Source organism: Bradyrhizobium sp. Mp27 (genome assembly GCF_029953005.1).
GTDB classification, from domain to species: domain Bacteria; phylum Pseudomonadota; class Alphaproteobacteria; order Rhizobiales; family Xanthobacteraceae; genus Bradyrhizobium; species Bradyrhizobium barranii.
This window is the reverse complement of record NZ_JASAUS010000053.1, coordinates 1-23401: the sequence shown is the minus strand read 5'-3', so window position 1 is coordinate 23401 and position 23401 is coordinate 1. Positions and strand designations below refer to the sequence as shown.

Below are 23401 nucleotides of genomic sequence, written 5' to 3'. Positions count from 1 at the left end.
GCGCCGATTCTTTCAACCGAGTGAGGTACTCCAATGGCCGTTAGCAAGGTTTCCGACGCCGATTTCGAAGCCGAAGTGCTCAAGGCGAACGGCCCCGTGGTCGTCGATTTCTGGGCCGAATGGTGCGGCCCCTGCCGCATGATCGCACCTGCGCTCGACGAGATCGCCGGCGCGATGGGCGACAAGGTCAAGATCGTGAAGCTCAACGTCGACGAGAGCCCGAAGACCGCGTCGAAATACGGCGTGATGTCGATCCCGACGCTGATGATCTTCAAGGGCGGCGAGATGGCCTCCCGTCAGGTCGGCGCCGCGCCGAAGGCAAAGCTTCAGCAGTGGATCACGTCGGCGGTCTGATCCGCTTCGCGCGAAACTGAGAATTCTTCAACGGCCGGCGACCCGCCGGCCGTTTTGTTTTTGCTCGACGGCAATCACGCCGATCTCGTTTCGGCGAGTTTGGCGAGACTGGCGAGAACATCGGGAAAGTCCGATGCGACAGCCGGACCGATCTCGGACGCTTGCGGCCCTCGCGCGTCGACGGCGTAAATGATGCGCGTGCGCCCTGCCCCAAGGGATTCGATGCGGTGGGCGACCTTGATGACGAGATCGCCGACCCGCGTTTCGTCGACGAAGCAGACGTTCTCGCGCACATCGATCAGTTGCGAACGCAGCGCCTCCTCGCCGGGCGGCTTCATCGTGAACCAGGTGCCGGTCGCAAACGGCCCGTCGATGTCGATCTGCTCGATGCCTGCATTCCAGCTTTTCCAGCCGGGGACATCGCGGAAGATGCTCCAGATCGTCCCTGCGGTTGCGGACGTCTCGACAGCATATTCGTGTCGCCAGACATCTCCGTCATCCATGGCGCGCTCCCTCTTTGTTATGTACGCCGATAATGAGCGCACTTCTCAAGAAGTCCAACCGTAGCCCGGATGGAGCGCAGCGTAATCCGGGGCGGCCATCGCTTTTGGCAAGATTCCCGGATTGCGCTTCGCTCCATCCGGGCTACAGAGCCGTCTACTTGATCCAGCCGGTCGCCAGCGCATTTGCCAGATCCGGCTGATTGTTGCGGCGCGCGAGCGCGGCCATCGCCTCGTGGTCATATGCGACGTGCCGGAACGTCACCTGCCAAACACCGTCAACGAGCTCAAGGATCGCATAACGCGCGTGCGGCGTGCCGGCTTCGACGACATGCGGGAATGGATGCACATCGCGATAGCCGGGGCTGCCGACGCTGCCGGGATTGACGATCAGCCGGCCGTCGCGCAACCGCACCGCGCGGGCAAGATGGGTGTGCGCGCAGAGGATCAGCGATTGCGTGATGCCTTGCGCGAACTGCTCGATGCGGTCGAGCGGCGAGAGCGCCACCGTGCCGTCGGGATGCACGGTGTCGAGCCAATAGACCTCGTCGTCATCAGGCGTCGCGTGGCAGAGGAAGACCTGCTCGCGAAACACCCGCGTCATCGGCTGCGCGCGCAGCCAGTCGAGTTGCGCGGCGTTGAGCGCTGCATGGGCCGGACGGTCCCACGAGCCCATCTTTTCCGGCGGGCGGTCGAGCAGGTAGCGGTCGTGATTGCCGAGCACGTGCACGGCGTCGAGCTGCATCAGGATCTCGATGGTCCGGCGCGCATCGAGCGGGCCGCTCAGCATGTCGCCGAGATTGACGATGTCGGTGACATCATGCGCGCGGATGTCGGCAAGCACCGCCTCCAGCGCGAGATGGTTTCCGTGGACGTCGGCAATCGCGGCAAAACGCATTGAGATTCCTGTAGCTCGGATGGAGCGAAGCGTAATCCGGGGCCTTGATCGTTTGTGGCACGATTCCCGGATTGCGCTTCGCTCCATCCGGGCTACGCAACCTCTATGCAGGAGGCGTGCCGTTGATACCCAGCACGTGGCCGGCAAGATAAAGCGAGCCGGCGATCAGGATGCGCGGCGGCACCTCGTAGGCGAGCTTCGCCAAGCCGCGCAGCGCGGCTTCGATCCCGGGCGCGGTCTCGACGCGCATGCCGAGGCTGCGTGCGGCATCCGCGAGGCGGTCGACCGGCATTGCATTTTCGGTGTCGGGGATCGGCACCGCGATGATGTGACGGGTCAGGCCGGCGAAATTGGCGAGAAAACCTTGCGCGTCCTTGTTGGCCATCATGCCCGCGATCACGACCAGCGGACGCGACACCCGCTCCTCGAGATCGCCGAGCGCAGCCGCCGCGACGCGGCCGCCTTCGGCATTGTGGCCACCGTCGAGCCAGATCTCCGAGCCCTGCGGTCCGAGCGCGAGCAGCTCGCCCGAGGTGATGCGCTGCATCCGCGCCGGCCATTCGGCGCCGACGATGCCGGCCTCGAAGGCCGCCTGGTTGACCTTGAAACTCGGGATCGCGCGCAGCGTCGCGATCGCAAGGCCCGCATTGTCGAACTGGTGGCGGCCGAACAGGCGCGGCGCCGCCAGATCCATCAGGCCGCGATCGTCGGAATAGACCAGACGCCCGTGCTCGACATTGACGTGCCAGCTCTCGCCCGCGGCGAACAGCGGCGCGCGCATGCGCCTGGCCTCCGCCTCGATCACGGCCATCGCCTCGCCTGTCTGCTCGGCGCAGATCACGGGCACGCCGCGCTTGATGATCGCGGCCTTCTCGCCGGCGATGGAGGTCAGCGTATCGCCGAGGAAATCCATATGATCCATGCTGATCGGTGTGATCACGCACGCCGCCGGCGTATCGATCACATTGGTCGAATCGAGCCGGCCGCCAAGGCCGACTTCGAGCAGCACGACATCGGCCGGGTTCTGCGCGAACAGATGAAACGCAGCCGCCGTCTTCAGCTCGAACACGGTCGCGGCTTCGCCGGCATTGACCCGCTCGACCTCTTCCAGCGCCACGCGCAATTCATCGTCGCCGACCAGCACCCCGCCGCCGACGCGACCGAGCCGGAAGCATTCGTTGATGCGGACGAGATAGGGCGAGGTGTAGGCATGGACCCGCAGGCCCGCGGCCTCCAGCGTCGCGCGCAGATAGGCGAGCGTCGAGCCCTTGCCGTTGGTGCCGGCGATGTGGATCACCGGCGGCAGCTTGCGTTCGGGGTGACCGAGCCGCTCGAGCAAGCGGTGCATCCGCTCAAGCCCGAGATCGATACGCTTCTGGTGCAGGGCCGACAGCCGCCCGATCAATTCACCGAGCGGCGGCTTTGCGCTGTCAGAGGACGCGTTCACGCGTGCGGCGCGGCCGGCGCCGTCTCGGCGGCCGAGACGATCTGCGCCGGACTGACGACCGGTTGCACCGATTTCGATGCGCCTTCCTGCGCCGGTGCCTTGGTCAGCAGGCGGCAGAGCCGCGCCAGGGTCGGGCGCAGCTCGTGACGGTGCACGACCATGTCGACCATGCCGTGATCCTTCAGATATTCGGCGCGCTGGAAGCCTTCCGGCAATTTCTCGCGGATGGTCTGCTCGATCACGCGCGCGCCGGCGAAGCCGATCAGCGCGCCGGGCTCGGCGATCTGCACGTCGCCCAGCATCGCATAGGACGCGGTGACGCCGCCGGTGGTCGGGTTGGTCAGCACGACGATATAAGGCTGTTTCGCCTCGCGCAGCATCTGCACCGCGACCGTGGTGCGCGGCATCTGCATCAGCGACAGGATGCCTTCCTGCATGCGCGCCCCGCCCGATGCGGCGAACACGATGAACGGCGACTTCTTCTCGACGGCGAGCTCCAGCCCGCGCACGATGGCTTCGCCCGCGGCCATGCCGAGCGAGCCGCCCATGAAATCGAAATCCTGCACGGCGACGACGACGGCGGCGCCTTCGAGCTTGCCGTAGCCGACCTTGATCGCATCGTTCAGATTGGTGCGAGCGCGCGCATCCTTGATGCGGTCGACGTACTTTTTCTCGTCACGGAACTTGAGCGGATCGGGCGTGACGTCGGGCAGCGCGACATCGTACCAGGTCTCGTTGTCGAAGATCGACTTCAGACGCGCCACCGCGCCCATGCGCATGTGGTAGTTCGAGCCGGGGATGACGAACTGGTTAGCCTCGACGTCCTTGTAGAACACGAGCTGTCCGGAATCCGGGCACTTGATCCACAGATTCTCCGGCGTCTCCCGCCGCAGCATGTTGCGGATCTTCGGCCGGACCACATTGGTAAGCCAGTTCATGGTTTGCTCCGATGTGCGAGCCCCGCGGAAGGGCCGCCAGAAGGATATATGGCGGCCGGGCCTCTGCCCGGCAAGCCGCCGTGTTCGCCCGTCCCCAAAGCGGAATTATGGCCTATTCGGCCGCAGCTTTCGCGCCCTTGACGCCCTGGGCCAGGGCCGCCGTCAGCTCGGCCACGGCGTTAACGGTTTTGGCGGTCGCGCGACCCTCGGCATCGAGGCTGTTCTTGAGTGCATCGACCAGTGCCGTGCCGACCACCGAACCATCAGCCTTCTCGGCAATGGCGCGCGCCGCCTCCGGCGTGCGGATGCCAAAACCAACGCAGATCGGCAGCTTGGTATGCCGCTTGATGCGCGCGACAGCTTCACCGACGGCATTCGCGTCCGCCGCCGCGGCACCGGTGATGCCGGCGATAGAGACGTAGTAGACAAAGCCTGATGTGTTCGCGAGCACCGCGGGCAGGCGCTTGTCGTCGGTGGTCGGGGTCGCGAGGCGAATGAAGTTCAGGCCCGCCTTCAGCGCGGGAATGCAGAGCTCGTCGTCTTCCTCCGGCGGCAAATCGACGATGATCAGGCCGTCAACGCCGGCCGTCTTGGCATCAGCCAAAAACTTGTCGACGCTGTAAATGTAGATCGGATTGTAATAGCCCATCAGCACCAGCGGCGTGACGTTGTCGTCCTTGCGGAAGTCGCGCACCAGTTCCAGCGTCTTCTTCAAGGTCATGCCGTTCTTGAGCGCGCGCAGACCTGCAGCCTGAATCGAGGGACCATCCGCCATCGGATCGGTGAAGGGAATGCCGAGTTCGATGACATCGGCGCCTGCCTTGGGCAGCGCCTTGACGATATCGAGCGACGTCGTGAGATCGGGATCGCCGGCCATCACATAGGTGACGAAGGCCGAGCGGCCCGCTTTCTTCAGCTCGGCGAAACGGGTGTCGATACGCGTGGTCACTTGCTCTTGCCCCTCAGGATGTCGCCGACCTGCGGGACGTCCTTGTCGCCGCGGCCGGAGAGATTGACGACCATCAGGTGATCTCTCGGCCGCTTCGGCGCGAGCTCCATCACCTTGGCGATGGCATGCGCGGGCTCGAGCGCGGGGATGATGCCTTCCAGTCGCGACAGCAATTGGAATGCTGCGAGCGCCTCGTCATCGGTCGCCGAGAGATAGTTGACGCGGCCGATCTCGTGCAGCCAGGAATGCTCGGGACCGATGCCGGGATAGTCGAGGCCGGCGGAGATCGAATGCGCGTCCTGGATCTGGCCGTCCGCATCCATCAAGAGATAGGTGCGGTTGCCGTGCAGCACGCCGGGACGGCCGCCCGCGATCGAGGCCGCATGCAGTTGCGTGAGCCCATGGCCGGCGGCTTCGACGCCAAAGATTTCGACGGAGGGATCGTCGAGGAACGGATGGAACAGGCCCATCGCGTTTGAGCCGCCGCCGATGCAGGCGACCAGCGAATCCGGCAGGCGTCCCTCGACCTCCTGCATCTGCGTCTTGGTCTCGTTGCCGATGATCGACTGGAAGTCGCGCACCAGCGTCGGATAGGGATGCGGGCCCGCCACCGTGCCGATGCAGTAGAACGTGTTGTGCACGTTGGTGACCCAGTCGCGCAGCGCCTCGTTCATGGCATCCTTCAGCGTGCGCGTGCCCGACTGCACCGGGACCACGGTTGCGCCCAGCATCTCCATGCGGATGACGTTGGGCTGCTGCCGCTCGACGTCGACGGCGCCCATATAGACCACGCATTCGAGGCCGAAGCGCGCGCACAGCGTCGCGGTGGCGACGCCGTGCTGACCGGCGCCGGTCTCGGCGATGATGCGCTTCTTGCCCATGCGCCGCGCCAGCATGATCTGGCCGAGCACATTGTTCACCTTGTGCGAACCGGTGTGGTTGAGCTCTTCGCGCTTGAGGTAGATCTTGGCGCCGCCGAGATGCTCGGTGAGGCGCTCGGCGAAATAGAGCGGCGAGGGCCGGCCGACATAGTTCTTGAGGTAGCCGTTCATCTCGGCCTGGAAGGCCGGATCGGCCTTGGCCGCCGTGTAGGCCTTCTCTAGGTCGAGGATCAGCGGCATCAGGGTTTCGGCGACGAAGCGGCCGCCGAAAATGCCGAAGTGCCCGCGCTCGTCCGGACCGCTGCGGTAGGAATTTGGTTTGGCGATGTTCATCGAACGCTCAACTCTTGACTTGCATCTTGGGTGGCGCGCGCGGCGCGAATGAAGGCCTTGATCATCTCGGGATCCTTGACGCCGGAGGCGCTCTCGACACCGGAGGAAACGTCGACGCCGCCGGCGCGCGTGACCCGAAGAGCCTCGGCGACGTTGTGGGCATCAAGTCCGCCCGAGACCATATACGGCAGCTTGAGTTCCAGGTTTTCGAGCAAACGCCAATCGAAGGCCGCGCCGAGGCCGCCCGGACGGGTCGCGTCCTTTGGCGCACGCGCGTCGAACAGGATGCGATCGGCAACCTCTGCGTAGCCGGGCAGCACGGCGAGATCGGCGGCGGTTGCGACCGGCACCGCTTTCATCACCGGGCGGCCGAACCGCTGCTTGATGTCGCGCAGGCGTGCGACGCTCTCCTTGCCGTGGAGCTGAAGGATATCCGGCGACAGCGCGTCCATGATGTTGTCGAGCGTGGCGTCGTCGGCATCGACCGTGAGCGCGACCTTGAGCGCGCGCCGCTTCACCTGGCGTCCGAGGTCGCGGCCAAGCTCCAGAGAGACGTGCCGCGGCGACGGCGGAAAGAACACGAACCCCACCATGTCGGCGCCGGCGTCGAGCGCTGTTTCGAGCGTCTCGCCCGTGGACAGGCCGCAGATTTTGACGAGCAGGGACATGGTCTCAAAGCAGGTGAAGGCCGCGGGTCTGCGGCCGGAAAACCGGGTTTTCGGTTGCGGCCGCTTCTACAACGTCGCGCGCTGCTTGTCTCGCCCGATGGGCCCGTAAAGGCCGACCCCGGAGGGAACGGGGAGGCGCTGGGGCTGGGGCTTCGCTGCGGCCGCCTGGGCCCGCAGATCGGCCAATTCGGTCCTGGCAGCCCGTGCATCCGCATCATTCCGGCGCGCCGCGCGCCGCCAGTGCCGCTGGCCGAGCCAGACCGCGCAGCCGCCCGCAAGGACCCCGAGGGCCGCCACCACGTTGAGGAGCAGGAACAGCGGCAACGTCACCGAGAATGACGGGTCGTTCGTAATGAAGGGGTCGAAAGAGACCGTGACGAAATGCCGGTTGGCGACCGCGAAGGTCACCAGGATCAGGCCCAGCGGAATCACGATCAGCGCGGTCAGGAACTTTCGCATCTCGCTTCGCTCGCCTTGAATCAAGCTTCCGGCCGCTTCTCTCGCGACCGCGGAAAACCCTGACGCCGGTCTCAGTCTGGCGCGCCTGGATCCGGATGGTCGCGGTTCAGCCGTTCGCGCATTTCCTTGCCGGTCTTGAAGAACGGAACGCTCTTCTGATCGACGGGCACATGGGCGCCGGTGCGCGGATTGCGCCCTGCGCGCGCAGGGCGATGCTTGACCGAGAAGGCACCGAAGCCGCGCAACTCGACGCGATCACCGCGCGCGAGAGCCGCTACGATCTCTTCGAGAATCGCATTCACAATGTTCTCGACATCCCGCTGGTACAGATGCGGGTTGTGCTCGGCGATACGCTGAACAAGTTCGGATTTGATCATCGAGAGATAGGACCCGGAAGCGTGCGGATGACCATTTCCGTGAAAATACTGTGATCTGTCAAGACGCTAAATGAAGGTTGAGCGTCGGGAAAATGCGTGACAAATGCCGAAAAAGCGGGCTGCCCCGCCACCCGCCAGACGGGAAAAGCCTCTGAGGCTCGCCCGGTTCCATCAATTTGACGCAGCCGGCTGCCACAGGGCCAGCATTCCATCCATTCCGAGCCGATCGACGGCCTGCGCGACGCCGGTTTGCCCGATCTGATGCGCAATCGAGCCTAAACCAAGCGCTTCCAGCGTGACGACAGCAGCCGTTTTGAGGAACGGCAGATCGCCAAAGCGGGGCTGGAGCTTGTAATCGCGGACGGTGAGGCCCTTCTTGACGCCCTTCTGCTCGACCAGCCAAGTCACGGCGGTCTTCTCGTCGCCGAGCTGATCGATCAGCTTGAGATCGATCGCCTGGCGTCCGGTGAAGACGCGGCCATCGGCGACTTTTTCGAGCTGCGTGTCATCCATGCCACGCCGCTCCTTCACCAATCCCTTGAACCAGGCATAGGAATCCTTCACCAGCGCATCGAGCGCGGCGCGGGCCTCGGGGCTGGTCGGCTCAAAACCGTTCGGCGCGGCCTTCAGCGGCGAGGATTTGACCTCCTCGACCTTCACACCGACGGTCTTCAGCAGCTCCGTGACGTTGGGAAACTGGAACAGCACGCCGATCGAACCGACCAGCGAGCTCTGCTGGGCAATGATGTGGTCGCTCGCAATCGCGGTGATGTAACCGCCGGACGCGGCGAGGCCTTCGACCACGACGACGAGCGGCTTCTTCGCCTTCAGCCGTACAAGCGAGTCATAAAGCTGCTCGGAGCCGGCGGTGGTGCCACCCGGCGAGTTGATGTGAATGATGACGGCGGCGGCCTGCGAGTTCTCCAGTCGCTCCAGCGCCTGGGTACGATCGGAGTCGCTGCGGATCAGGCCATCGATCTGGACCCGCGCGATCGAGCCGGCTGATGCGAACGTGCCGCGCGCACCGGGTGTTGCGATCAGCGCGAAGCCCGCAATCGCCGCGATCGCGATCAGCGCCGCCATCACGCGCCAGAACGTCAGCTTGCGACGAATCCTGCGGCGATCGACGATGATGTCCGAATCGAGCGACATCGGAATATCTCCAAATGAAAGGCTGGGCGCGTTGTGCCGTCACAGCGTGACCATTGGCTTATCTGGATACATCAATTGCGGCGTAATTTGAAGAAAACAAGGCTGGCGTAGCCCGGATCGTAGCGAAGCCATCAGATGTCGTCCCCGCGAACGCGGGGACCCATACCCCCAGGGAGAAGTTGTCGCGCGAGTTGGCAACCACGAGTCTTCACCAAACTCGATCCTGTGGTTATGGGTCCCGGGCTCGCGCTTCGCGCGCCCCGGGACGACAGCGGAGCATGCCGCAACAAAAAAGCCCCGGCACGCGCCGGGGCTTTGATGGTTGCGAAACGGGTGTTTCGCTTACTTGTCGCGGTTCTTGAGCGCGGTGCCGAGGATGTCACCGAGCGTCGCCCCCGAATCGGAGGAGCCGTACTGCGCGATGGCTTCCTTCTCTTCGGCGACCTCGAGTGCCTTGATCGACACCTGGACCTTGCGGGCCTTCTTGTCGAACTGGATCACGCGGGCATCGACCTTCTCGCCGACGGCGAAGCGCTCGGCGCGCTGGTCGTTGCGGTCACGGGCGAGCTCCGAACGCTTGATGAAGGTCGAGAAGTCGGTACCGGTGATCTTCACCTCGATGCCGCTTTCCTTCACTTCGAGCACTTCGCAGGTCACGACCGCGCCCTTCTTGACATCGCCCGGCTCGGCGAAGGGGTCGCCTTCGAGCTGCTTGATGCCGAGCGAGATACGCTCCTTCTCGACGTCCACATCGAGCACCACGGCTTTCACCACGTCGCCCTTCTTGTAGTTGTCGATCACCTGCTCGCCCGGAAGCTTCCAGTCGAGGTCGGAGAGATGGACCATGCCGTCGACGTCGCCCTCGAGGCCCAGGAACAGACCGAACTCGGTCTTGTTCTTGACTTCGCCCTCGACCACCGAACCGGTCGGGTGACCTTCGACGAAGACCTCCCACGGGTTGCGCATGGTCTGCTTGAGGCCGAGCGAGATGCGGCGCTTGACGGAATCGACTTCAAGCACCTGCACTTCGACTTCCTGCGAGGTCGAAACGATCTTGCCGGGGTGCATGTTCTTCTTGGTCCACGACATCTCGGAGACGTGGATCAGGCCTTCGATGCCCGGCTCGAGCTCGACGAACGCACCGTAGTCGGTGATGTTGGTGACGCGGCCGGTGAAGCGGGCACCCAGCGGGTACTTGGCTTCGATGCCCTGCCACGGATCGTCCAGCAGCTGCTTCATGCCCAGCGAGATGCGGTGCGTCTCGTGGTTGATCTTGATGATCTTGACCTTCACGGTCTGGCCGATCGAGAGCACCTCGGTCGGGTGGTTGACGCGGCGCCACGCGATGTCGGTGACGTGCAGCAGACCGTCGATACCGCCGAGATCAACGAACGCACCGTAATCGGTGATGTTCTTGACCACGCCGTCGATGACCTGCCCCTCTTCGAGGTTCTGCACCAGCTCCTGGCGCTGCTCGGCGCGGGTCTCTTCCAACACCGTGCGGCGGGAGACGACGATGTTGCCGCGGCGGCGATCCATCTTGAGGATCTGGAACGGCTGCGAGTTGTTCATCAGCGGCGCAACGTCGCGGATCGGACGGATGTCGACCTGCGAGCGCGGCAGGAAGGCCACGGCACCGTCGAGGTCGACGGTGAAGCCGCCCTTGACCTGGTTGAAGATGACGCCGTTGACCTTCTCGTTGTTCTGGAAGGCCTTCTCGAGCTTGCCCCAGCTCTCCTCGCGGCGCGCCTTGTCGCGCGACAGCACGGCTTCGCCGAGGGCGTTCTCGATGCGATCGAGGAACACTTCGACCTCGTCGCCGACCTTGATCTCGCTGTCACGGCCGGGGCCGGAAAATTCGCGCAGGGCGACGCGGCCCTCGGTCTTCAGGCCGACGTCGATGACGGCCATGTCTTTTTCAATTGCAACCACCTTGCCCTTGACGACGGAGCTTTCCTGCAGGTTGCCACCTGCGAAGGACTCGTCGAGCATCGCGGCGAAATCGTCACGCGACGGGCTATAGGTATCAGCAGAAGTCGAAGCCATTTGTTCTCCAGTTGCGGAAGTCGTGCCGGCCGTTGGGTTCATGGGCGCATCGCACACGCAGTGTCGGAAGGTCCGCAAGACCTTCGAGCGACCGCTCGTTGCTCCGGCATGGAAGCGGAGCAGCGGAAACGGGCCGGCTGAGGCCCGCGCGTTCGATACGTGGAAATCTTGGTCCGGAGCCTGGATCGCGCCGGGCCCAAACAGGGGACCGGGGTTATCGACCTCAAAGAGCGGGAGCGGGCGCTTCCTCCAATGACGGCGGCGGCTTAACCCCGCGACCGGCCCGCTCGGACGGCCTCGATAATGTCGATGGCGGCCCGGACGCCGCCTTCTATATCCAGTTGGGAGTTATCTAGCAAGTAAGCATCCGGGGCCGGTTTCAAGGGCGCAATCGGCCGGTTCTTGTCGCGCTCGTCGCGCCGGATGATGTCAGCGAGCACCGCCGCCTCGTCCGCCTCCTCGCCCCTCGCCTTGGCCTCCATGGTTCGGCGGTGGGCGCGGACCCTGGGGTCGGCCACAACGAAGATCTTCACGTCGGCATGGGGGCAGATCACGGTTCCAATATCCCGGCCGTCGAGCACGGCGCCGGGCGGATCGGCGGCGAATTGCCGCTGGAAATTGAGCAGGACCTCGCGAACCCTGGGGATCGCCGAGACGATCGAGGCGCCCTCACCGGCCTCCTGGGTCTTCAGGGCGGGATTGCCGAACTTTTCGGGATCAAGCTCCAGTGCAGCCTGCACCGCAGCTGCCTCGTCCCGGAGATCATGACCGGATTCCATCACGGCGTAGGCCACCGCGCGGTAAATGACGCCGGTATCGAGATGACGATAGCCGTAATGATGGGCGAGCCGCTTGCCGAGCGTCCCCTTGCCCGAGGCTGCGGGCCCGTCGATGGCGATGATCATGAAAACTCGGCCCCAAGCGAACGCATCATCGGGATGAAGTCCGGAAAACTGGTGGCGATGAAGGCGGTGTCGTCGACGGTCACGGGCTGGTCGGAGGCGCAGCCCATCACCAGCGCGGACATCGCGATACGATGATCCATGTGCGTGGCAACAGTGCCGCCGCCGGGGACATGGCCGCGGCCCTCGACGATCAGATCGTCGCCGGAGACCTCGACCTTGACGCCGTTGACGCGGAGCATGTCGGCGGTGGCCTCAAGCCGATCGGATTCCTTGACGCGCAGCTCCTGGAGGCCGCGCATGATGGTCGTGCCCTCGGCGAAGGAAGCCGCCACCGCCAGCACCAGATATTCGTCGATCATCGAGGGCGCGCGTTCCCGCGGCACCTCGACGCCGCGCAGTTTCGACGCGCGCACGCGCAGCTGCGCCATCGGCTCGCCGGCATCGCCGCGGACTTCGCTTTCCTCGATCGAGGCGCCCATTTCGCGCAGCGTGGTGAACAGGCCGGTGCGCAGCGGATTGGTCATGACGTCGGACAGGACGACGTCCGAGCCTTCGACGATCAGCGCGGCAACGATTGGGAAGGCGGCAGAGGAGGGATCGGCGGGCACCACGACGGTGGCGCCGTGCAGCTCGGGCTGCCCCACCAGCGTGATGCGGCGGCCGTGCTGCCCCTCCTGCGCGGAGGTGATGTCGGCGCCAAAGTGCTTCAGCATCAGCTCGGTGTGGTCGCGGCTGGCCTCAGTCTCAATCACAGTGGTGGTGCCCGGCGCGGCCAGGCCCGCCAGCAGCACGGCCGATTTGATCTGGGCCGAGGCGACCGGGGTCTTGTAGGTGATCGGCAGCGGATCTCGCGCGCCCTGGACGGTCAGCGGCAGACGGCCGCCCTCGCCGCCGGACACCACTTTGGCGCCCATCTTCTCGAGCGGATCGAGGATTCGGCGCATGGGGCGGCTGCGCAGCGAGGCATCGCCGTCGAAAACCGCCGAAATCGGGCAGCCGGCAACGGCGCCCATGACGAGCCGGCAGCCGGTGCCGGAGTTGCCGAAATCAAGCGGCGCCCTGGGCTCGGCGAAGCCTGCGACGCCCACGCCGTTCACCTTCCAGGCGAAATCGCCAGTGCGCTCGACCCTGGCGCCCAGCGCCTGCATGGATTTTGCGGTGTTGAGGACGTCCTCGCCCTCGAGCAGGCCCGAAATCCGGGTCTCGCCGACCGCGAGCGCGCCCAGGATGAGGGCGCGGTGGGAGATCGACTTGTCCCCGGGGACCCGTACTTTCCCGGTCAGGGGACCGCTTGCGCGCGACTGAAGCGGCGTCGGCTTGTCGGAATCAGTCAAGTTTGTGTCCTTGGATAGGCCCGAAACATCCCTGCGGGGCTCGCGGGGTACCACAAGGTCTGCCCGCCGTCACGGGCATGTCTTTCTCCCGTAATGCGCTATTGACAGCGGGCCGCCAACTAGCCAAGTGAAACACCGCTTTTCAGACATTCCCAGGATTCCTGCCGTGGCCAAGTCCGAACTCGGAACCAAACGTATTTGCCCGACCACGGGCAAGAAGTTCTATGACCTCAACAAGAATCCGGTGATCTCGCCCTATACCGGCGAAGTCGTGCCGATCGCCCCCGTGGCGCCGGCTCGCGCAACCCGTGGCGCCGAAGCCCGCCACGCAGCGGCCGCCGACACCACGCCGGAGCCGGCAGAGGTCGAAGAGGTCTCGCTCGAGGAGGCCGATGCCGAGGAGAACACCGGCAAGGTCAAGGCGGTGGTGCCCGAATCCGAGGACGATATCGAGGTCGACGAGACCATCGACGACGACGATGACGATGATTCGACCTTCATCGCCGACGAAGAAGAGGGCGATGAGGACGTGACCGACATCATTGGTGATGTCGGAGGTGATGAAGAGACTTGAGATCAGCCCTGATCTGTGAAAAAGGGTGCACCGCGCGAGTCACCAGGCTCGGCGGTCGGGAGTGATCCACCAGGATCCTCCCAACTGGAAGACTAAGGGGCCATAGCTCAGCTGGGAGAGCGCTTGCATGGCATGCAAGAGGTCGGCGGTTCGATCCCGCCTGGCTCCACCACGCTTCGCCCTTCGGGCTACGCGTGGCGCAGCCGCGCGGAGCTCGAAGAGCGAAGCGTGGTGTCCGGCGAAGCCCGTTGGGCGAAGACGGACTGATGAGACCCCCACCTAACAACGACCCCAGGCGATATCCGTGAATGTGGTACGTCTACATCCTCCGCAGCGTCGAATTTCCCGAGGGGGAATACGTTGGGGCCACGGAGGATTTGAAGCGCCGGGTTCCGGAGCACAATGCGGGCAGATCCACCCATACCGCCAAGTTCAGACCGTGGAAGCTGATCTGGTACTGCGCGTTCCCCGACAAGTACAAAGCGCTCGAATTTGAGAAGTACCTGAAGTCCCACTCCGGCCGCGCCTTCACGAAGAAGCGGCTGTCCTAGCCTCTAGCGCCCCCCCTACTCCCCGATCACCGCATTCAACCGATCCCGCAGCGCCACGATCTCGTCCTTCATCGCGACCAGCTCCGACACCGAGCAGTCCGACGCCGCCAGGATCGATTGCGGCACGGCGCGCGCTTTTTCCTTCAAGGCGTGGCCCTGCGGGGTCAGCGCGATCAGCACCTGGCGTTCGTCCTCGCGCGAGCGCGTGCGCCTGACGAGGTGGGCGGCCTCGAGGCGCTTGAGCAGCGGCGTCAGCGTGCCCGAATCCAGGAACAGCTTTTCGCCGATGTCCTTGACCGGCACGTCGTCGCGCTCCCACAGCACCAGCATCACCAGATATTGCGGGTAAGTCAGGCCGAGCCGGTCGAGCAGCGGCTTGTAGACGCGGTTGAAGGCATGCGCGGCCGAATAGACCGCGAAGCAGATCTGATTGTCGAGGCGCTGCGGGTCCAGCGCCGATAATTTCCGGGGCATCGAGAATCTCACGCGGTTTCCTCCATTCTGGGACCGGGCGGCCGTACATTCAATTGCGAACAATTAAATGTGAGGCATGCAGATTTCAATTGCGTGCAATCTAATTGTTTGCGATGTAGGTTCCACCCCAACCGGAAGACCTGAGGAGACGAAAATGTCGGTAAACGTCCTGTACAAGACCAGCGCCAAAGCCACCGGCGGCCGCGACGGCCATGCGGCGACCCTCGACGGCGCGCTCGACGTCAAGCTCACCACCCCGAAGGAACTCGGCGGCGGAGGCGGCGCCGGCAACAATCCCGAGCAGCTGTTTGCGGCCGGCTATGCCGCCTGCTTCATCGGCGCGATGAAGTTCGTGGCCTCGCAGGGCGGCCCCAAGGTTCCGGCTGACGCCTCGGTCACCTCCACCGTCGGCATCGGCCCGCGCTCGGCCGGCGGCTTCGGTCTCGACATCGACCTCGCCGTCTCGCTGCCGGGCCTCGCCCGCGCGGAAGCCGAGGCGCTGGTCGAGAAGGCCCACCAGGTGTGCCCCTACTCCAATGCCACGCGCGGCAATGTCGACGTTCGCCTGACGGTCGTCTGATCAAACGGCGGATTGGCTGGCCCGAGATCCCCCTCGGGCCGGCCGCTTCCGCCTGATTTGCCACGTTGCGGGATGGCGCGGCGGCGGCGCATGCGGCCCTACGCAGCAAGCCATTGCTGGCGCAAAAAAACCTCGCTAGGCCTGTGATCAATGATCGACACAGGGGAAGCGAAGGCATGACTGAAGCCGTTTTGGGCGCAATGAGCGGACTGCGCGTCATCGATCTCACGCGCGTGCTTGGCGGTCCCTACTGCACCCAGATCCTCGCCGACCACGGCGCCGACGTGATCAAGGTCGAGCCGCCCGCCGGCGACGAGGTGCGCGACTGGGGCCCTCCGTTCCACGAGGAAGACGCGGCCTATTTCATCGGCATCAACCGCAACAAGCGCTCGATCGGCCTCGACCTCGCCTCCGAGGGCGGCCGTGTCGTGCTGCTGAAGATGCTGGAGACCGCCGACGTCCTGATCGAGAATTTCAAGCCGGGCACGCTGGAGAAATGGGGCATCGGCAACGATGTGCTCAGCAAGAAATTCCCGCGCCTCGTGCATTGCCGGATCTGCGGCTTCGGCGCCGACGGACCGCGCGGCGGCAATCCCGGCTATGACGCCATTATCCAGGCCATGACCGGCATGATCGCGGCGACCGGTTCGCCCGAGAGCGGTCCGATGCGGATCGGCGTGCCGCTGGTCGACATCACCACCGGCCTCTATGCGGCGATCGGCATCCTAATGGCGCTGTCGGAGCGGCAGCGCTCGGGCCAGGGCCAGTTCCTGGAGACGACGCTGTACGAGACCGGCCTTGCCATCATGCATCCGCACACCGCGAATTATTTCATGCACGGCAAGCCGCCGTCGCTCACCGGCAACGAGCATCCCAACCTCGTGCCTTACGCGATCTTCCCGACCAGGACCGACGACATTTTCATCGGTGTCGGCAATGACGGCACCTTCCGCAAGCTCGCCAAGGAGATCGGCAAGCCCGAGCTCGGCACCGATCCGCGCTTTGCCTGCAACAAGGACCGCATCGCCAATCGCGAGGCGCTGCGCGCCGAGCTTGCCGCCGTGTTCAGCCAGCACGAGGCCGAGCCGCTGTGCAATCGCCTGCTCGCCGCCGGCCTGCCCGCAGGCCCCGTGCAGAAGATCGACCAGGCCTTGACCAACGCGCACACGATCGCCCGCGGCGATGTCATTGAGAAGGACTGGTACAAGGGCGTGGCCTCGCCGATCCGGCTCGATCGCAGCAAGCCGAGCCTGCGCCGCCTGCCGCCGAAATTCAGCCAGCACTCCCAGGAGGTGCTGGGCGAGTTCGGCTACTCCAAATCGGAGATCGACGCGATGGTCGAAAAGGGCACCGTCTGCGGCCCCGAGCGCAAGCGCTAAACGCCCTCGCCGCCTCACCCGAGCAAATGCCGCACTGCGGCGCGGGCACGCATGTGCACCGCGAACGGAGGAGGCTGCGCGCTCGGCATTCGCCTATTTGACGGCTTCCCTTTTGGCCGCGCTTGCTGCTTTCGTTTCTCCCGCTTACACAGTCATGTGAACGTCATATGGCGCTGCTAGCGCAAGCGCTTCTTTTTGACGGCCAAGGGAGGTTTACTTGATGGCTCTTCGACACTTTGGGGCGGCTGCCGCAGTTGCAATCACGATCGGCATGGGCGCATCGCCGGCCTTGGCCGTGACCGAAATCCAGTGGTGGCACGCGATGACCGGCGCCAACAACGACGTCATCGTCAAGCTCGCCACCGACTTCAACGCCTCGCAGACCGACTACAAGGTGATCCCGACCTACAAGGGCAACTATCCCGATACGATGAACGCCGGCATCGCGGCGTTCCGCGCCGGCAACGCCCCGCACATCATGCAGGTGTTCGAAGTTGGCACCGCGACCATGATGGCCGCCACCGGCGCCGTAAAGCCCGTCTACAAGCTGATGGCCGAGGCCGGCGAGAAGTTCGACCCCAAGATCTACCTGCCCGCCATCACCGGCTACTATTCGACCTCGAAGGGCGAGATGCTGTCCTTCCCGTTCAATTCGTCGTCGACCGTCATGTGGGTCAACCTCGACGAGCTCAAGAAGGCGAACGTCGAGATCCCGAAGACCTGGCCCGAAACGTTCGAGGCCGCCAAGAAGCTGAAGGCTGCGGGTCATGACACCTGCGGCTTCTCCGGCTCCTGGGTCACCTGGGTCAATCTCGAGCAGCTCTCCGCCTGGCACAACGTGCCGCTCGCCAGCAAGGCCAACGGCCTCGACGGTTTCGACACCGTGCTGGAGTTCAACGGCCCGCTTCAGGTCAAGCATCTCGAAACCCTGGTCGAGCTGCAGAAGACCAAGACTTACGACTATGCCGGCCGCACCAACACCGGCGAAGGCCGCTTCACCTCCGGCGAATGCCCGATCTACCTGACCTCGTCGGCGTTCTTCGGCAACGTCAAAGCGCAGGCCAAGTTCAACTTCACCGCCGTGCCGATGCCTTACTATCCGGACGCCAAGGGCGCGCCGCAGAACTCGATCATCGGCGGCGCCTCGCTCTGGGTCATGGGCGGCAAGTCGGCCGAGGAATACAAGGGCGTCGCGAAATTCCTGACCTTCCTCTCGGACACCGATCGCCAAGTCTACATCCACAAGGCCTCGGGCTATCTGCCGATCACCAAGGCGGCCTACGCCAAGGCGAAGGAAGAAGGTTTCTACAAGGATCAGCCCTATCTCGAGACCCCGCTGCTCGAGCTGACCAACAAGGAGCCGACCGAGAATTCGCGCGGCTTGCGTCTCGGTAACATGGTTCAGCTCCGTGACGTCTGGTCGGAAGAGATCGAGCAGGCGCTGGCCGGCAAGAAGACCGCCAAGCAGGCGCTCGACGCCGCCGTCGAGCGCGGCAACACGATGCTGCGTCAGTTCGAAAAGACCGCCGTCAAGTAAGGCGATGAGCGGCAGGCCGGTAAGCCGGCCTGCCGCTCAGCTGACATCATGCAAAAGCAAGCCATTTTCCAATCAAAGCTATTGCCCTACGCGCTGGTTGCGCCGCAGCTCGCGATCGTCCTGATATTTTTCTACTGGCCGGCCGCGCAGGCGGTGATCCAATCCTTCCTGCTCCAGGACGCCTTCGGTCTGTCGACAAGCTTCGTCTGGTTCGAGAATTATCAGGACCTGTTCAAGGACCCGGCCTATTTTGAGGCGGTTGTCCGTACGTTCGTCTTTTCGTTCGCCATCGCCGTGTCGTCGCTGTCGTTCGCGCTGCTGCTCGCCGTGATGGCGGACAAGCCGCTGCGCGGCTCAATGCTCTACCGCACGCTGCTGATCTGGCCCTATGCGGTGGCGCCGCCCGTGGTCGGCGTGCTCTGGATCTTCATGCTGCATCCCTCGCTTGGCGTGCTGTCGCGCTATCTGCGCAACCTGGGCGTCGACTGGAATCCGCTTCTCGACGGCAACCAGGCGGCTGGGCTGATCATCCTCGCCGCGGCGTGGAAGCAGATCTCCTATAATTTCCTGTTCTTCCTCGCCGGCCTGCAAGCCATCCCCCGAAGCGTGTTCGAGGCCGCCGCGATCGACGGCGCCCGTCCGATGCGCCGGTTCTGGACCGTGACCTTCCCGCTGCTGTCGCCCACGATCTTCTTCCTGCTGGTCGTCAACATCGTCTACGCCTTCTTCGACACCTTCGGCATCATCGACACCATGACCCGCGGCGGTCCAGGCACGTCGACGGTCACGCTGGTCTACAAGGTCTATTCCGACGGCCTGCTCGGCGGCAATCTCGGCAGCTCCGCGGCACAGTCGGTGATCTTGATGGTCATGGTGATCGTGCTGACGGGAATCCAGTTCCGCTTCGTCGAACGCAAGGTGACCTACTGATGGTCGAGGAAGAGGGCTTTCGGCGCTACGTCGCCCACGCCATTCTCTGGATCGGGATCGCGATCGTCGCATTCCCGGTCTACATCGCCATCGTCGCCTCGACCCAGGACAACGCCTTGATCGCAAACGGGCAGATGTCGCTGCTGCCGGGCGGGCACTTCTTCGAGGTCTACTACCAGACCATCTTCGTCGGCACGAGCGGCTCCACCCGCGAGCCCGTCGGCAACATGATGCTGAACTCGCTGGTGATGGCGCTGGCGATCGCCATCGGCAAGATCGCGATCTCGATCATCTCGGCCTATGCGATCGTGTATTTCCGCTTTCCGTTCCGGATGGCGATCTTCTGGATCATCTTCATCACGTTGATGCTGCCGGTCGAGGTGCGCATCTACCCGACCTACAAGATCGTCGCCGATCTGCACATGCTCGACAGCTATGCGGGCCTCGCGCTGCCGCTGATCGCGTCGGCCACCGCGACGCTGCTGTTCCGCCAGTTCTTCATGACCGTGCCGGACGAGCTGCTGGAGGCCTCGCGCATCGACGGCGCCGGCCCCTTGCGCTTCTTCTGGGATACGCTGCTGCCGCTGTCGCGCACCAACATGGCGGCGCTGTTCGTGATCCTCTTCATCCTCGGCTGGAATCAATATCTCTGGCCGCTGCTGATCACCACGCGCGACGACATGCAGACCATCCAGGTCGGCATCCGCAAGATGATCACCACCACCGATGCGCTGACCGAATGGCCGATCGTGATGGCGACCGCCGTGCTCGCCATGCTGCCGCCGGTGTTCGTCGTCGTCGCCATGCAGAAATTGTTCGTGCGCGGCCTGGTCGAGACCGAGAAGTAGGTTTTTGGGAATGAGTTTTCATGGCTAACGTCACCCTGCGCAACGTCCGCAAGACCTATCCCGGCGGTTTCGAGGCCATCAAGGGCGTCAACGTCGATGTCGGCGACGGCCAGTTCTGCGTGCTGGTCGGTCCCTCCGGCTGCGGCAAGTCCACGCTGCTGCGCATGGTCGCAGGTCTCGAGACCGTCACCGGCGGCGAGATCGACATCGGCGGCCGCGTCGTCAACCAGATCGAGCCCGCCGATCGCGACATCGCGATGGTGTTCCAGAACTACGCGCTCTACCCGCATATGAGCGTCTTCAACAACATGGCCTACGGCCTGCGCAACCGCGGCATGAAGGAGACCGAGGTCAAGACCCGCGTCGACGAGGCCGCGCGCGTGCTCGAACTCACGCCGATGCTGGAGCGCAAGCCGCGTCAGCTCTCCGGCGGCCAGCGCCAGCGCGTCGCCATGGGCCGCGCCATCGTGCGCCAGCCGAAGGTGTTTCTGTTCGACGAGCCGCTGTCGAACCTCGACGCAAAGCTGCGAATCGCGATGCGGGTCGAGATCCGCAAATTGCAGCGCCGGCTCAACACGACGTCGATCTACGTCACCCACGACCAGCTCGAGGCGATGACGCTCGCCGACGTTCTCGTGGTGATGAACGGCGGCCAGGTCGAGCAGTTCGGCAATCCGCTGGCGATCTACGAGAAGCCGGCGACGACCTTCGTCGCCTCCTTCATCGGGGCACCGCCGATGAACCTGATGTCGACGCGCGCCGATGAGATCAAATCGCAGCTCGGCGGCGGCGCGACCGAGGCCGGCATCCTCGGCATCCGCCCGGAAGATTTCGTCATCACCGACCAGACCCCGGCCGGTGGCGTCGCACTGCCGCTGACCGTGGAAGCGATCGAGCGCGTCGGCGCCGAAACCTTCGTCTACGGCACCCGCGCCCAGGACGAGCAGCGCGTCGCCGCCACCCCCGGCGAGCTGCCGCCCGGCGAGGTCATCGTCCGCATTCCCGGAACCGAGGCCCCCGCCATCGGTGAGAGGATCCGCGTCGCCGCGGTACGGCCGAAGCTGCACCTTTTCAGCGGCGACGGACGGACGCGGATCGAGGCCTGACCGGTTCCGAGGGTCCGGCCGATCAAAAACGCGAAAAACAACCCCATGCACAGTAGCCGGGGGTTTGATTTCATTGGAGAAATCGCCTCGGAAATTCGTCATGCCCGGGCTTGTCCCGGGCATCCACGTTCTTGGCGCGACGAATGGGCCGTGGATGGCCGGGACAAGCCCGGCCATGACGATCTGCGCATGGCGCGGCGACATGGCCCATCCACAGGCCCCCCGCTACGTCCTTGAACCGACACGGGGTTATGACCATATTGCTGACCAAGGGGCGCCGCTTCCGGGCCCTGAAATGCCAAAGTCGCTTCGAGAGGACTTTGTAAACTATGTCTCGTGTTCCAACGCTTTCCAGTCCGTTCCTTTTGGGCTTCGACGAGATCGAGCGCGTGCTCGACCGCGTCGTCAAAGGCGCCGACGGCTACCCTCCCTACAATATCGAGAGGTGCGACCGGTCGGACGGCCAGCCCGAGCGGCTGCGGATCACGCTGGCGGTCGCCGGATTCACCCGCGACCAACTCGATGTAACCATTGAGGAAAACCAACTCGTGATTCGCGGGCGTCAGCAGGACGACAAGACCCGGCAATACATCCATCGCGGCATCGCCGCGCGCCACTTCCAGCGCACCTTCGTGCTGGCGGAGGGGATGCTCGTGCTGGGAGCGGATCTGAAGAACGGGCTGCTGTCAGTCGATCTTGCCCGGCCTGAACCGGAGAGGATCGTTAAGACAATCGCTATCAATGAGCACGAATAATGGAACGAGTAGCGGACTCGACCGCTTAGTTTCTGTGATGGAGTCGAGACCATGAGTGAAGGTCACGTTGCGTTCGAATACGAAGCCAAGAACGTCTCTCCGGAGACGCTGGCAACCCTCGGCGAAGGCCATATCGCCTATGTGAAGCAGATCCGCTCCGAGGATGTGCCGGGCCTGTTTCCCGAAGCGCCGAAAATCGCGCCGGGCCTCAAGCTCTTCGCGCTCCACGCCGCCGACGGCACGCCGATCATGCTGACCGACAGCCGCGAAGCCGCGGTCGCCAACGCCTGGAGCAACGAGCTGCAGGCGGTGAGCGTCCACTGACACGCGCGCGCTCTCGCGCGCGACTGACGAATTCAAATGCGCGGGCATGCCTCGACACCAGGGCGGCCCGCGCATTTTTTATGGCCATCCCACGACGCGGCACCAAGCGGACGCCTCGCTTTCTTTGTACTATGGCCCGATATCCTCAGGCTACTCGATCAGCCGGATCGGGCTATGGAAGCGTGACCAGACCATCATGACGGACGAGCCAATCGCGTACATTGGAGGTGCTCAGGCTCGATTCGTTGAGGCGGTGTTGGCATTTCGCCGTTGGGCTGATCGCTACCCTGTTGGCCAGAGATCTGGCGAGTGGCAATGCGACTATGGAGAATGGCCCGCGATCACGACTGCCTTCGCCGCGTTCCTGGATTCGGGCGTTCCGCAGCATTGGAGCGCTCCTATCGTCGAGTTGCTGCTTTACATCCTTGCTCGCGACAATGAAGTGGAGGTACTCAAGCGCGAGTTGATGGCCAAGCCGGCTCATCTGCTGGCTTTGGCGAGGTTAGCCCCGCATTCGCCGGAGCGAGATGCCCGGTGGCAACTCGCTGATGCGCTTGGGAGCGACGAATTTGCCGCCGATGAAGTCGAACCGCTGTTGGAGCAATTCTTTCACGACGCGGATGAGTATGTAAGCCGGCGAGCGCTTCTTGCTCTCGCGCGCAGGCGGTCGAAAAGGTCGGAGACGCTGGCGCTTCGCGCGTGGAGCACGGAGCATGAATATCAGCGGATGGCCGCGCTCGACGCACTTTCCGCGGTTAACTCGCCGTCGTTGCCGTCATATCTCGATCTCGCTCAGCGCGATGGGCGGCAGTATCTCGTCAATTTTGCCAATTCGCTCCGCGCGAAGCCGGCTTCAGAAGGTAGCGAGTAGGAGAAGGCGACCACATCGACCGAACGTCGTCTTGCACCGCTCGGGTATTGCCGACGCACCGTCACCCTTGATTAGCTGCCTGACCGCCCTGCCAGCCGCGCGCGAATGTCCGGCTTCAGCACCCCCGTGGGTCGGTCAAAATCCCCCGGGTATGGTCACTTGAAACTCCCCCACCTGATGATCGCCGTCAGCGCCGCTGAACAGCAGTAGCCGGTCAGGCAGGACGTTTAT

At 64.2% G+C, this 23401-nt stretch carries 26 protein-coding genes and 1 tRNA gene; 13 read left to right on the top strand and 14 right to left on the bottom strand.

Features of this window, described 5'->3' with window-relative positions; genetic code table 11:
- The first annotated feature begins 33 nt into the window (after positions 1-33).
- Positions 34-354, top strand: a complete 321-nt coding sequence (gene trxA, locus QJT78_RS25065) for a thioredoxin (protein WP_008540017.1) — start codon at positions 34-36, stop codon at positions 352-354.
- Between the two features lie 74 nt (positions 355-428).
- Here the strand turns inward: trxA and QJT78_RS25060 are convergent, their stop codons facing one another.
- From QJT78_RS25060 to aroA, 13 genes are all read right to left on the bottom strand, one after another.
- Positions 429-857, bottom strand: a complete 429-nt coding sequence (locus QJT78_RS25060; RefSeq protein WP_028149805.1) for an SRPBCC family protein — start codon at positions 855-857, stop codon at positions 429-431.
- Positions 858-1011: 154 nt separating this feature from the next.
- Positions 1012-1752, bottom strand: a complete 741-nt coding sequence (locus QJT78_RS25055; RefSeq protein WP_028149804.1) for a metallophosphoesterase family protein — start codon at positions 1750-1752, stop codon at positions 1012-1014.
- Positions 1753-1855: 103 nt separating this feature from the next.
- A complete protein-coding gene (locus tag QJT78_RS25050; RefSeq protein WP_028149803.1) occupies positions 1856-3199 on the bottom strand; it encodes a folylpolyglutamate synthase/dihydrofolate synthase family protein in 1344 nt (447 codons plus the stop codon).
- Entirely contained in the window at positions 3196-4137 is a 942-nt protein-coding gene (gene accD / locus QJT78_RS25045; RefSeq protein WP_028149802.1) for an acetyl-CoA carboxylase, carboxyltransferase subunit beta, read from the bottom strand. The genes QJT78_RS25050 and accD overlap by 4 nt, the downstream gene beginning before the upstream one ends.
- Before the next feature lie 112 nt (positions 4138-4249).
- Entirely contained in the window at positions 4250-5086 is an 837-nt protein-coding gene (gene trpA / locus QJT78_RS25040; protein ID WP_028149801.1) for a tryptophan synthase subunit alpha, read from the bottom strand.
- A complete protein-coding gene (gene trpB / locus QJT78_RS25035; protein ID WP_028149800.1) occupies positions 5083-6300 on the bottom strand; it encodes a tryptophan synthase subunit beta in 1218 nt (405 codons plus the stop codon). Before trpB ends, trpA begins: the two co-directional genes overlap by 4 nt.
- Positions 6297-6968, bottom strand: a complete 672-nt coding sequence (locus QJT78_RS25030; RefSeq protein WP_028149799.1) for a phosphoribosylanthranilate isomerase — start codon at positions 6966-6968, stop codon at positions 6297-6299. Before QJT78_RS25030 ends, trpB begins: the two co-directional genes overlap by 4 nt.
- Positions 6969-7034: 66 nt before the next feature.
- Complete coding sequence (locus QJT78_RS25025; protein ID WP_028149798.1) at positions 7035-7427, bottom strand: LapA family protein; 393 nt, start codon at positions 7425-7427, stop codon at positions 7035-7037.
- 71 nt (positions 7428-7498) lie between these two features.
- Positions 7499-7804, bottom strand: coding sequence for an integration host factor subunit beta (locus QJT78_RS25020; protein WP_007598410.1), 306 nt, complete (start codon positions 7802-7804; stop codon positions 7499-7501).
- Between the two features lie 171 nt (positions 7805-7975).
- Positions 7976-8956: a signal peptide peptidase SppA gene (gene sppA / locus QJT78_RS25015; protein WP_028149797.1), complete on the bottom strand. Its 981-nt coding sequence runs from the start codon at positions 8954-8956 to the stop codon at positions 7976-7978.
- Between the two features lie 342 nt (positions 8957-9298).
- Positions 9299-11002 carry a 30S ribosomal protein S1 gene (rpsA, locus tag QJT78_RS25010; RefSeq protein ID WP_014490919.1) on the bottom strand — a complete coding sequence of 568 codons (1704 nt, stop codon included), beginning with the start codon at positions 11000-11002 and terminating at the stop codon, positions 9299-9301.
- Between the two features lie 266 nt (positions 11003-11268).
- Positions 11269-11907 (bottom strand): (d)CMP kinase, encoded by a 639-nt coding sequence (gene cmk / locus QJT78_RS25005; RefSeq protein ID WP_028149796.1) that lies wholly within the window; start codon positions 11905-11907, stop codon positions 11269-11271.
- Entirely contained in the window at positions 11904-13241 is a 1338-nt protein-coding gene (gene aroA / locus QJT78_RS25000; RefSeq protein WP_028149795.1) for a 3-phosphoshikimate 1-carboxyvinyltransferase, read from the bottom strand. Before aroA ends, cmk begins: the two co-directional genes overlap by 4 nt.
- A gap of 166 nt (positions 13242-13407) precedes the next feature.
- On the opposite strand from aroA, the gene QJT78_RS24995 reads away from it, so the two are divergent.
- The 3 genes from QJT78_RS24995 to QJT78_RS24985 all read left to right on the top strand — a co-directional run bounded on the left by QJT78_RS24995 (position 13408) and on the right by QJT78_RS24985 (position 14366).
- Positions 13408-13815, top strand: a complete 408-nt coding sequence (locus QJT78_RS24995) for a TIGR02300 family protein (protein ID WP_028149794.1) — start codon at positions 13408-13410, stop codon at positions 13813-13815.
- A 96-nt stretch (positions 13816-13911) separates the two neighbouring features.
- Positions 13912-13987 (top strand) — tRNA-Ala (locus QJT78_RS24990).
- 136 nt (positions 13988-14123) lie between these two features.
- Positions 14124-14366 carry a GIY-YIG nuclease family protein gene (locus QJT78_RS24985; protein WP_028149793.1) on the top strand — a complete coding sequence of 81 codons (243 nt, stop codon included), beginning with the start codon at positions 14124-14126 and terminating at the stop codon, positions 14364-14366.
- 15 nt (positions 14367-14381) lie between these two features.
- Here QJT78_RS24985 and QJT78_RS24980 read toward each other — a convergent pair whose 3' ends face one another.
- A complete protein-coding gene (locus tag QJT78_RS24980; RefSeq protein WP_028149792.1) occupies positions 14382-14840 on the bottom strand; it encodes a MarR family transcriptional regulator in 459 nt (152 codons plus the stop codon).
- A 154-nt stretch (positions 14841-14994) separates the two neighbouring features.
- Here QJT78_RS24980 and QJT78_RS24975 point away from each other — a divergent pair, with 154 nt between their 5' ends.
- From QJT78_RS24975 to QJT78_RS24935, 9 genes are all read left to right on the top strand, one after another.
- Positions 14995-15420, top strand: a complete 426-nt coding sequence (locus QJT78_RS24975) for an organic hydroperoxide resistance protein (RefSeq protein WP_014490914.1) — start codon at positions 14995-14997, stop codon at positions 15418-15420.
- A gap of 176 nt (positions 15421-15596) precedes the next feature.
- Positions 15597-16799 carry a CaiB/BaiF CoA-transferase family protein gene (locus QJT78_RS24970; RefSeq protein ID WP_038943554.1) on the top strand — a complete coding sequence of 401 codons (1203 nt, stop codon included), beginning with the start codon at positions 15597-15599 and terminating at the stop codon, positions 16797-16799.
- 220 nt (positions 16800-17019) lie between these two features.
- Positions 17020-18336 carry a sn-glycerol-3-phosphate ABC transporter substrate-binding protein UgpB gene (gene ugpB / locus QJT78_RS24965; protein ID WP_038943555.1) on the top strand — a complete coding sequence of 439 codons (1317 nt, stop codon included), beginning with the start codon at positions 17020-17022 and terminating at the stop codon, positions 18334-18336.
- A 48-nt stretch (positions 18337-18384) separates the two neighbouring features.
- Entirely contained in the window at positions 18385-19266 is an 882-nt protein-coding gene (gene ugpA / locus QJT78_RS24960; protein ID WP_028149789.1) for a sn-glycerol-3-phosphate ABC transporter permease UgpA, read from the top strand.
- Positions 19266-20114, top strand: coding sequence for a sn-glycerol-3-phosphate ABC transporter permease UgpE (gene ugpE, locus QJT78_RS24955; protein WP_028149788.1), 849 nt, complete (start codon positions 19266-19268; stop codon positions 20112-20114). The genes ugpA and ugpE overlap by 1 nt, the downstream gene beginning before the upstream one ends.
- Positions 20115-20134: 20 nt before the next feature.
- A complete protein-coding gene (locus tag QJT78_RS24950; RefSeq protein WP_028149787.1) occupies positions 20135-21220 on the top strand; it encodes a sn-glycerol-3-phosphate import ATP-binding protein UgpC in 1086 nt (361 codons plus the stop codon).
- Between the two features lie 329 nt (positions 21221-21549).
- A complete protein-coding gene (locus QJT78_RS24945; protein WP_014438749.1) occupies positions 21550-21975 on the top strand; it encodes an Hsp20 family protein in 426 nt (141 codons plus the stop codon).
- A gap of 51 nt (positions 21976-22026) precedes the next feature.
- Entirely contained in the window at positions 22027-22299 is a 273-nt protein-coding gene (locus tag QJT78_RS24940; RefSeq protein ID WP_011083553.1) for a DUF1150 domain-containing protein, read from the top strand.
- Positions 22300-22495: 196 nt separating this feature from the next.
- Entirely contained in the window at positions 22496-23170 is a 675-nt protein-coding gene (locus tag QJT78_RS24935) for a HEAT repeat domain-containing protein (protein WP_157790068.1), read from the top strand.
- The last annotated feature ends 231 nt before the right edge of the window (positions 23171-23401 follow it).

Excerpts from the sequence above, each read along its gene's own strand:
- trxA (WP_008540017.1), top strand. The coding sequence starts at position 34 with ATGGCCGTTAGCAAGGTTTCCGACGCCGATTTCGAAGCCGAAGTGCTC.
- QJT78_RS25060 (WP_028149805.1), bottom strand. The coding sequence starts at position 857 with ATGGATGACGGAGATGTCTGGCGACACGAATATGCTGTCGAGACGTCC.
- QJT78_RS25055 (WP_028149804.1), bottom strand. The coding sequence starts at position 1,752 with ATGCGTTTTGCCGCGATTGCCGACGTCCACGGAAACCATCTCGCGCTG.
- accD (WP_028149802.1), bottom strand. The coding sequence starts at position 4,137 with ATGAACTGGCTTACCAATGTGGTCCGGCCGAAGATCCGCAACATGCTG.
- trpB (WP_028149800.1), bottom strand. The coding sequence starts at position 6,300 with ATGAACATCGCCAAACCAAATTCCTACCGCAGCGGTCCGGACGAGCGC.
- QJT78_RS25030 (WP_028149799.1), bottom strand. The coding sequence starts at position 6,968 with ATGTCCCTGCTCGTCAAAATCTGCGGCCTGTCCACGGGCGAGACGCTC.
- QJT78_RS25025 (WP_028149798.1), bottom strand. The coding sequence starts at position 7,427 with ATGCGAAAGTTCCTGACCGCGCTGATCGTGATTCCGCTGGGCCTGATC.
- QJT78_RS25020 (WP_007598410.1), bottom strand. The coding sequence starts at position 7,804 with ATGATCAAATCCGAACTTGTTCAGCGTATCGCCGAGCACAACCCGCAT.
- sppA (WP_028149797.1), bottom strand. The coding sequence starts at position 8,956 with ATGTCGCTCGATTCGGACATCATCGTCGATCGCCGCAGGATTCGTCGC.
- rpsA (WP_014490919.1), bottom strand. The coding sequence starts at position 11,002 with ATGGCTTCGACTTCTGCTGATACCTATAGCCCGTCGCGTGACGATTTC.
- cmk (WP_028149796.1), bottom strand. The coding sequence starts at position 11,907 with ATGATCATCGCCATCGACGGGCCCGCAGCCTCGGGCAAGGGGACGCTC.
- QJT78_RS24985 (WP_028149793.1), top strand. The coding sequence starts at position 14,124 with ATGTGGTACGTCTACATCCTCCGCAGCGTCGAATTTCCCGAGGGGGAA.
- QJT78_RS24980 (WP_028149792.1), bottom strand. The coding sequence starts at position 14,840 with ATGCCCCGGAAATTATCGGCGCTGGACCCGCAGCGCCTCGACAATCAG.
- QJT78_RS24975 (WP_014490914.1), top strand. The coding sequence starts at position 14,995 with ATGTCGGTAAACGTCCTGTACAAGACCAGCGCCAAAGCCACCGGCGGC.
- QJT78_RS24970 (WP_038943554.1), top strand. The coding sequence starts at position 15,597 with ATGACTGAAGCCGTTTTGGGCGCAATGAGCGGACTGCGCGTCATCGAT.
- ugpB (WP_038943555.1), top strand. The coding sequence starts at position 17,020 with ATGGCTCTTCGACACTTTGGGGCGGCTGCCGCAGTTGCAATCACGATC.
- ugpA (WP_028149789.1), top strand. The coding sequence starts at position 18,385 with ATGCAAAAGCAAGCCATTTTCCAATCAAAGCTATTGCCCTACGCGCTG.
- ugpE (WP_028149788.1), top strand. The coding sequence starts at position 19,266 with ATGGTCGAGGAAGAGGGCTTTCGGCGCTACGTCGCCCACGCCATTCTC.
- QJT78_RS24950 (WP_028149787.1), top strand. The coding sequence starts at position 20,135 with ATGGCTAACGTCACCCTGCGCAACGTCCGCAAGACCTATCCCGGCGGT.
- QJT78_RS24945 (WP_014438749.1), top strand. The coding sequence starts at position 21,550 with ATGTCTCGTGTTCCAACGCTTTCCAGTCCGTTCCTTTTGGGCTTCGAC.
- QJT78_RS24940 (WP_011083553.1), top strand. The coding sequence starts at position 22,027 with ATGAGTGAAGGTCACGTTGCGTTCGAATACGAAGCCAAGAACGTCTCT.
- QJT78_RS24935 (WP_157790068.1), top strand. The coding sequence starts at position 22,496 with ATGACGGACGAGCCAATCGCGTACATTGGAGGTGCTCAGGCTCGATTC.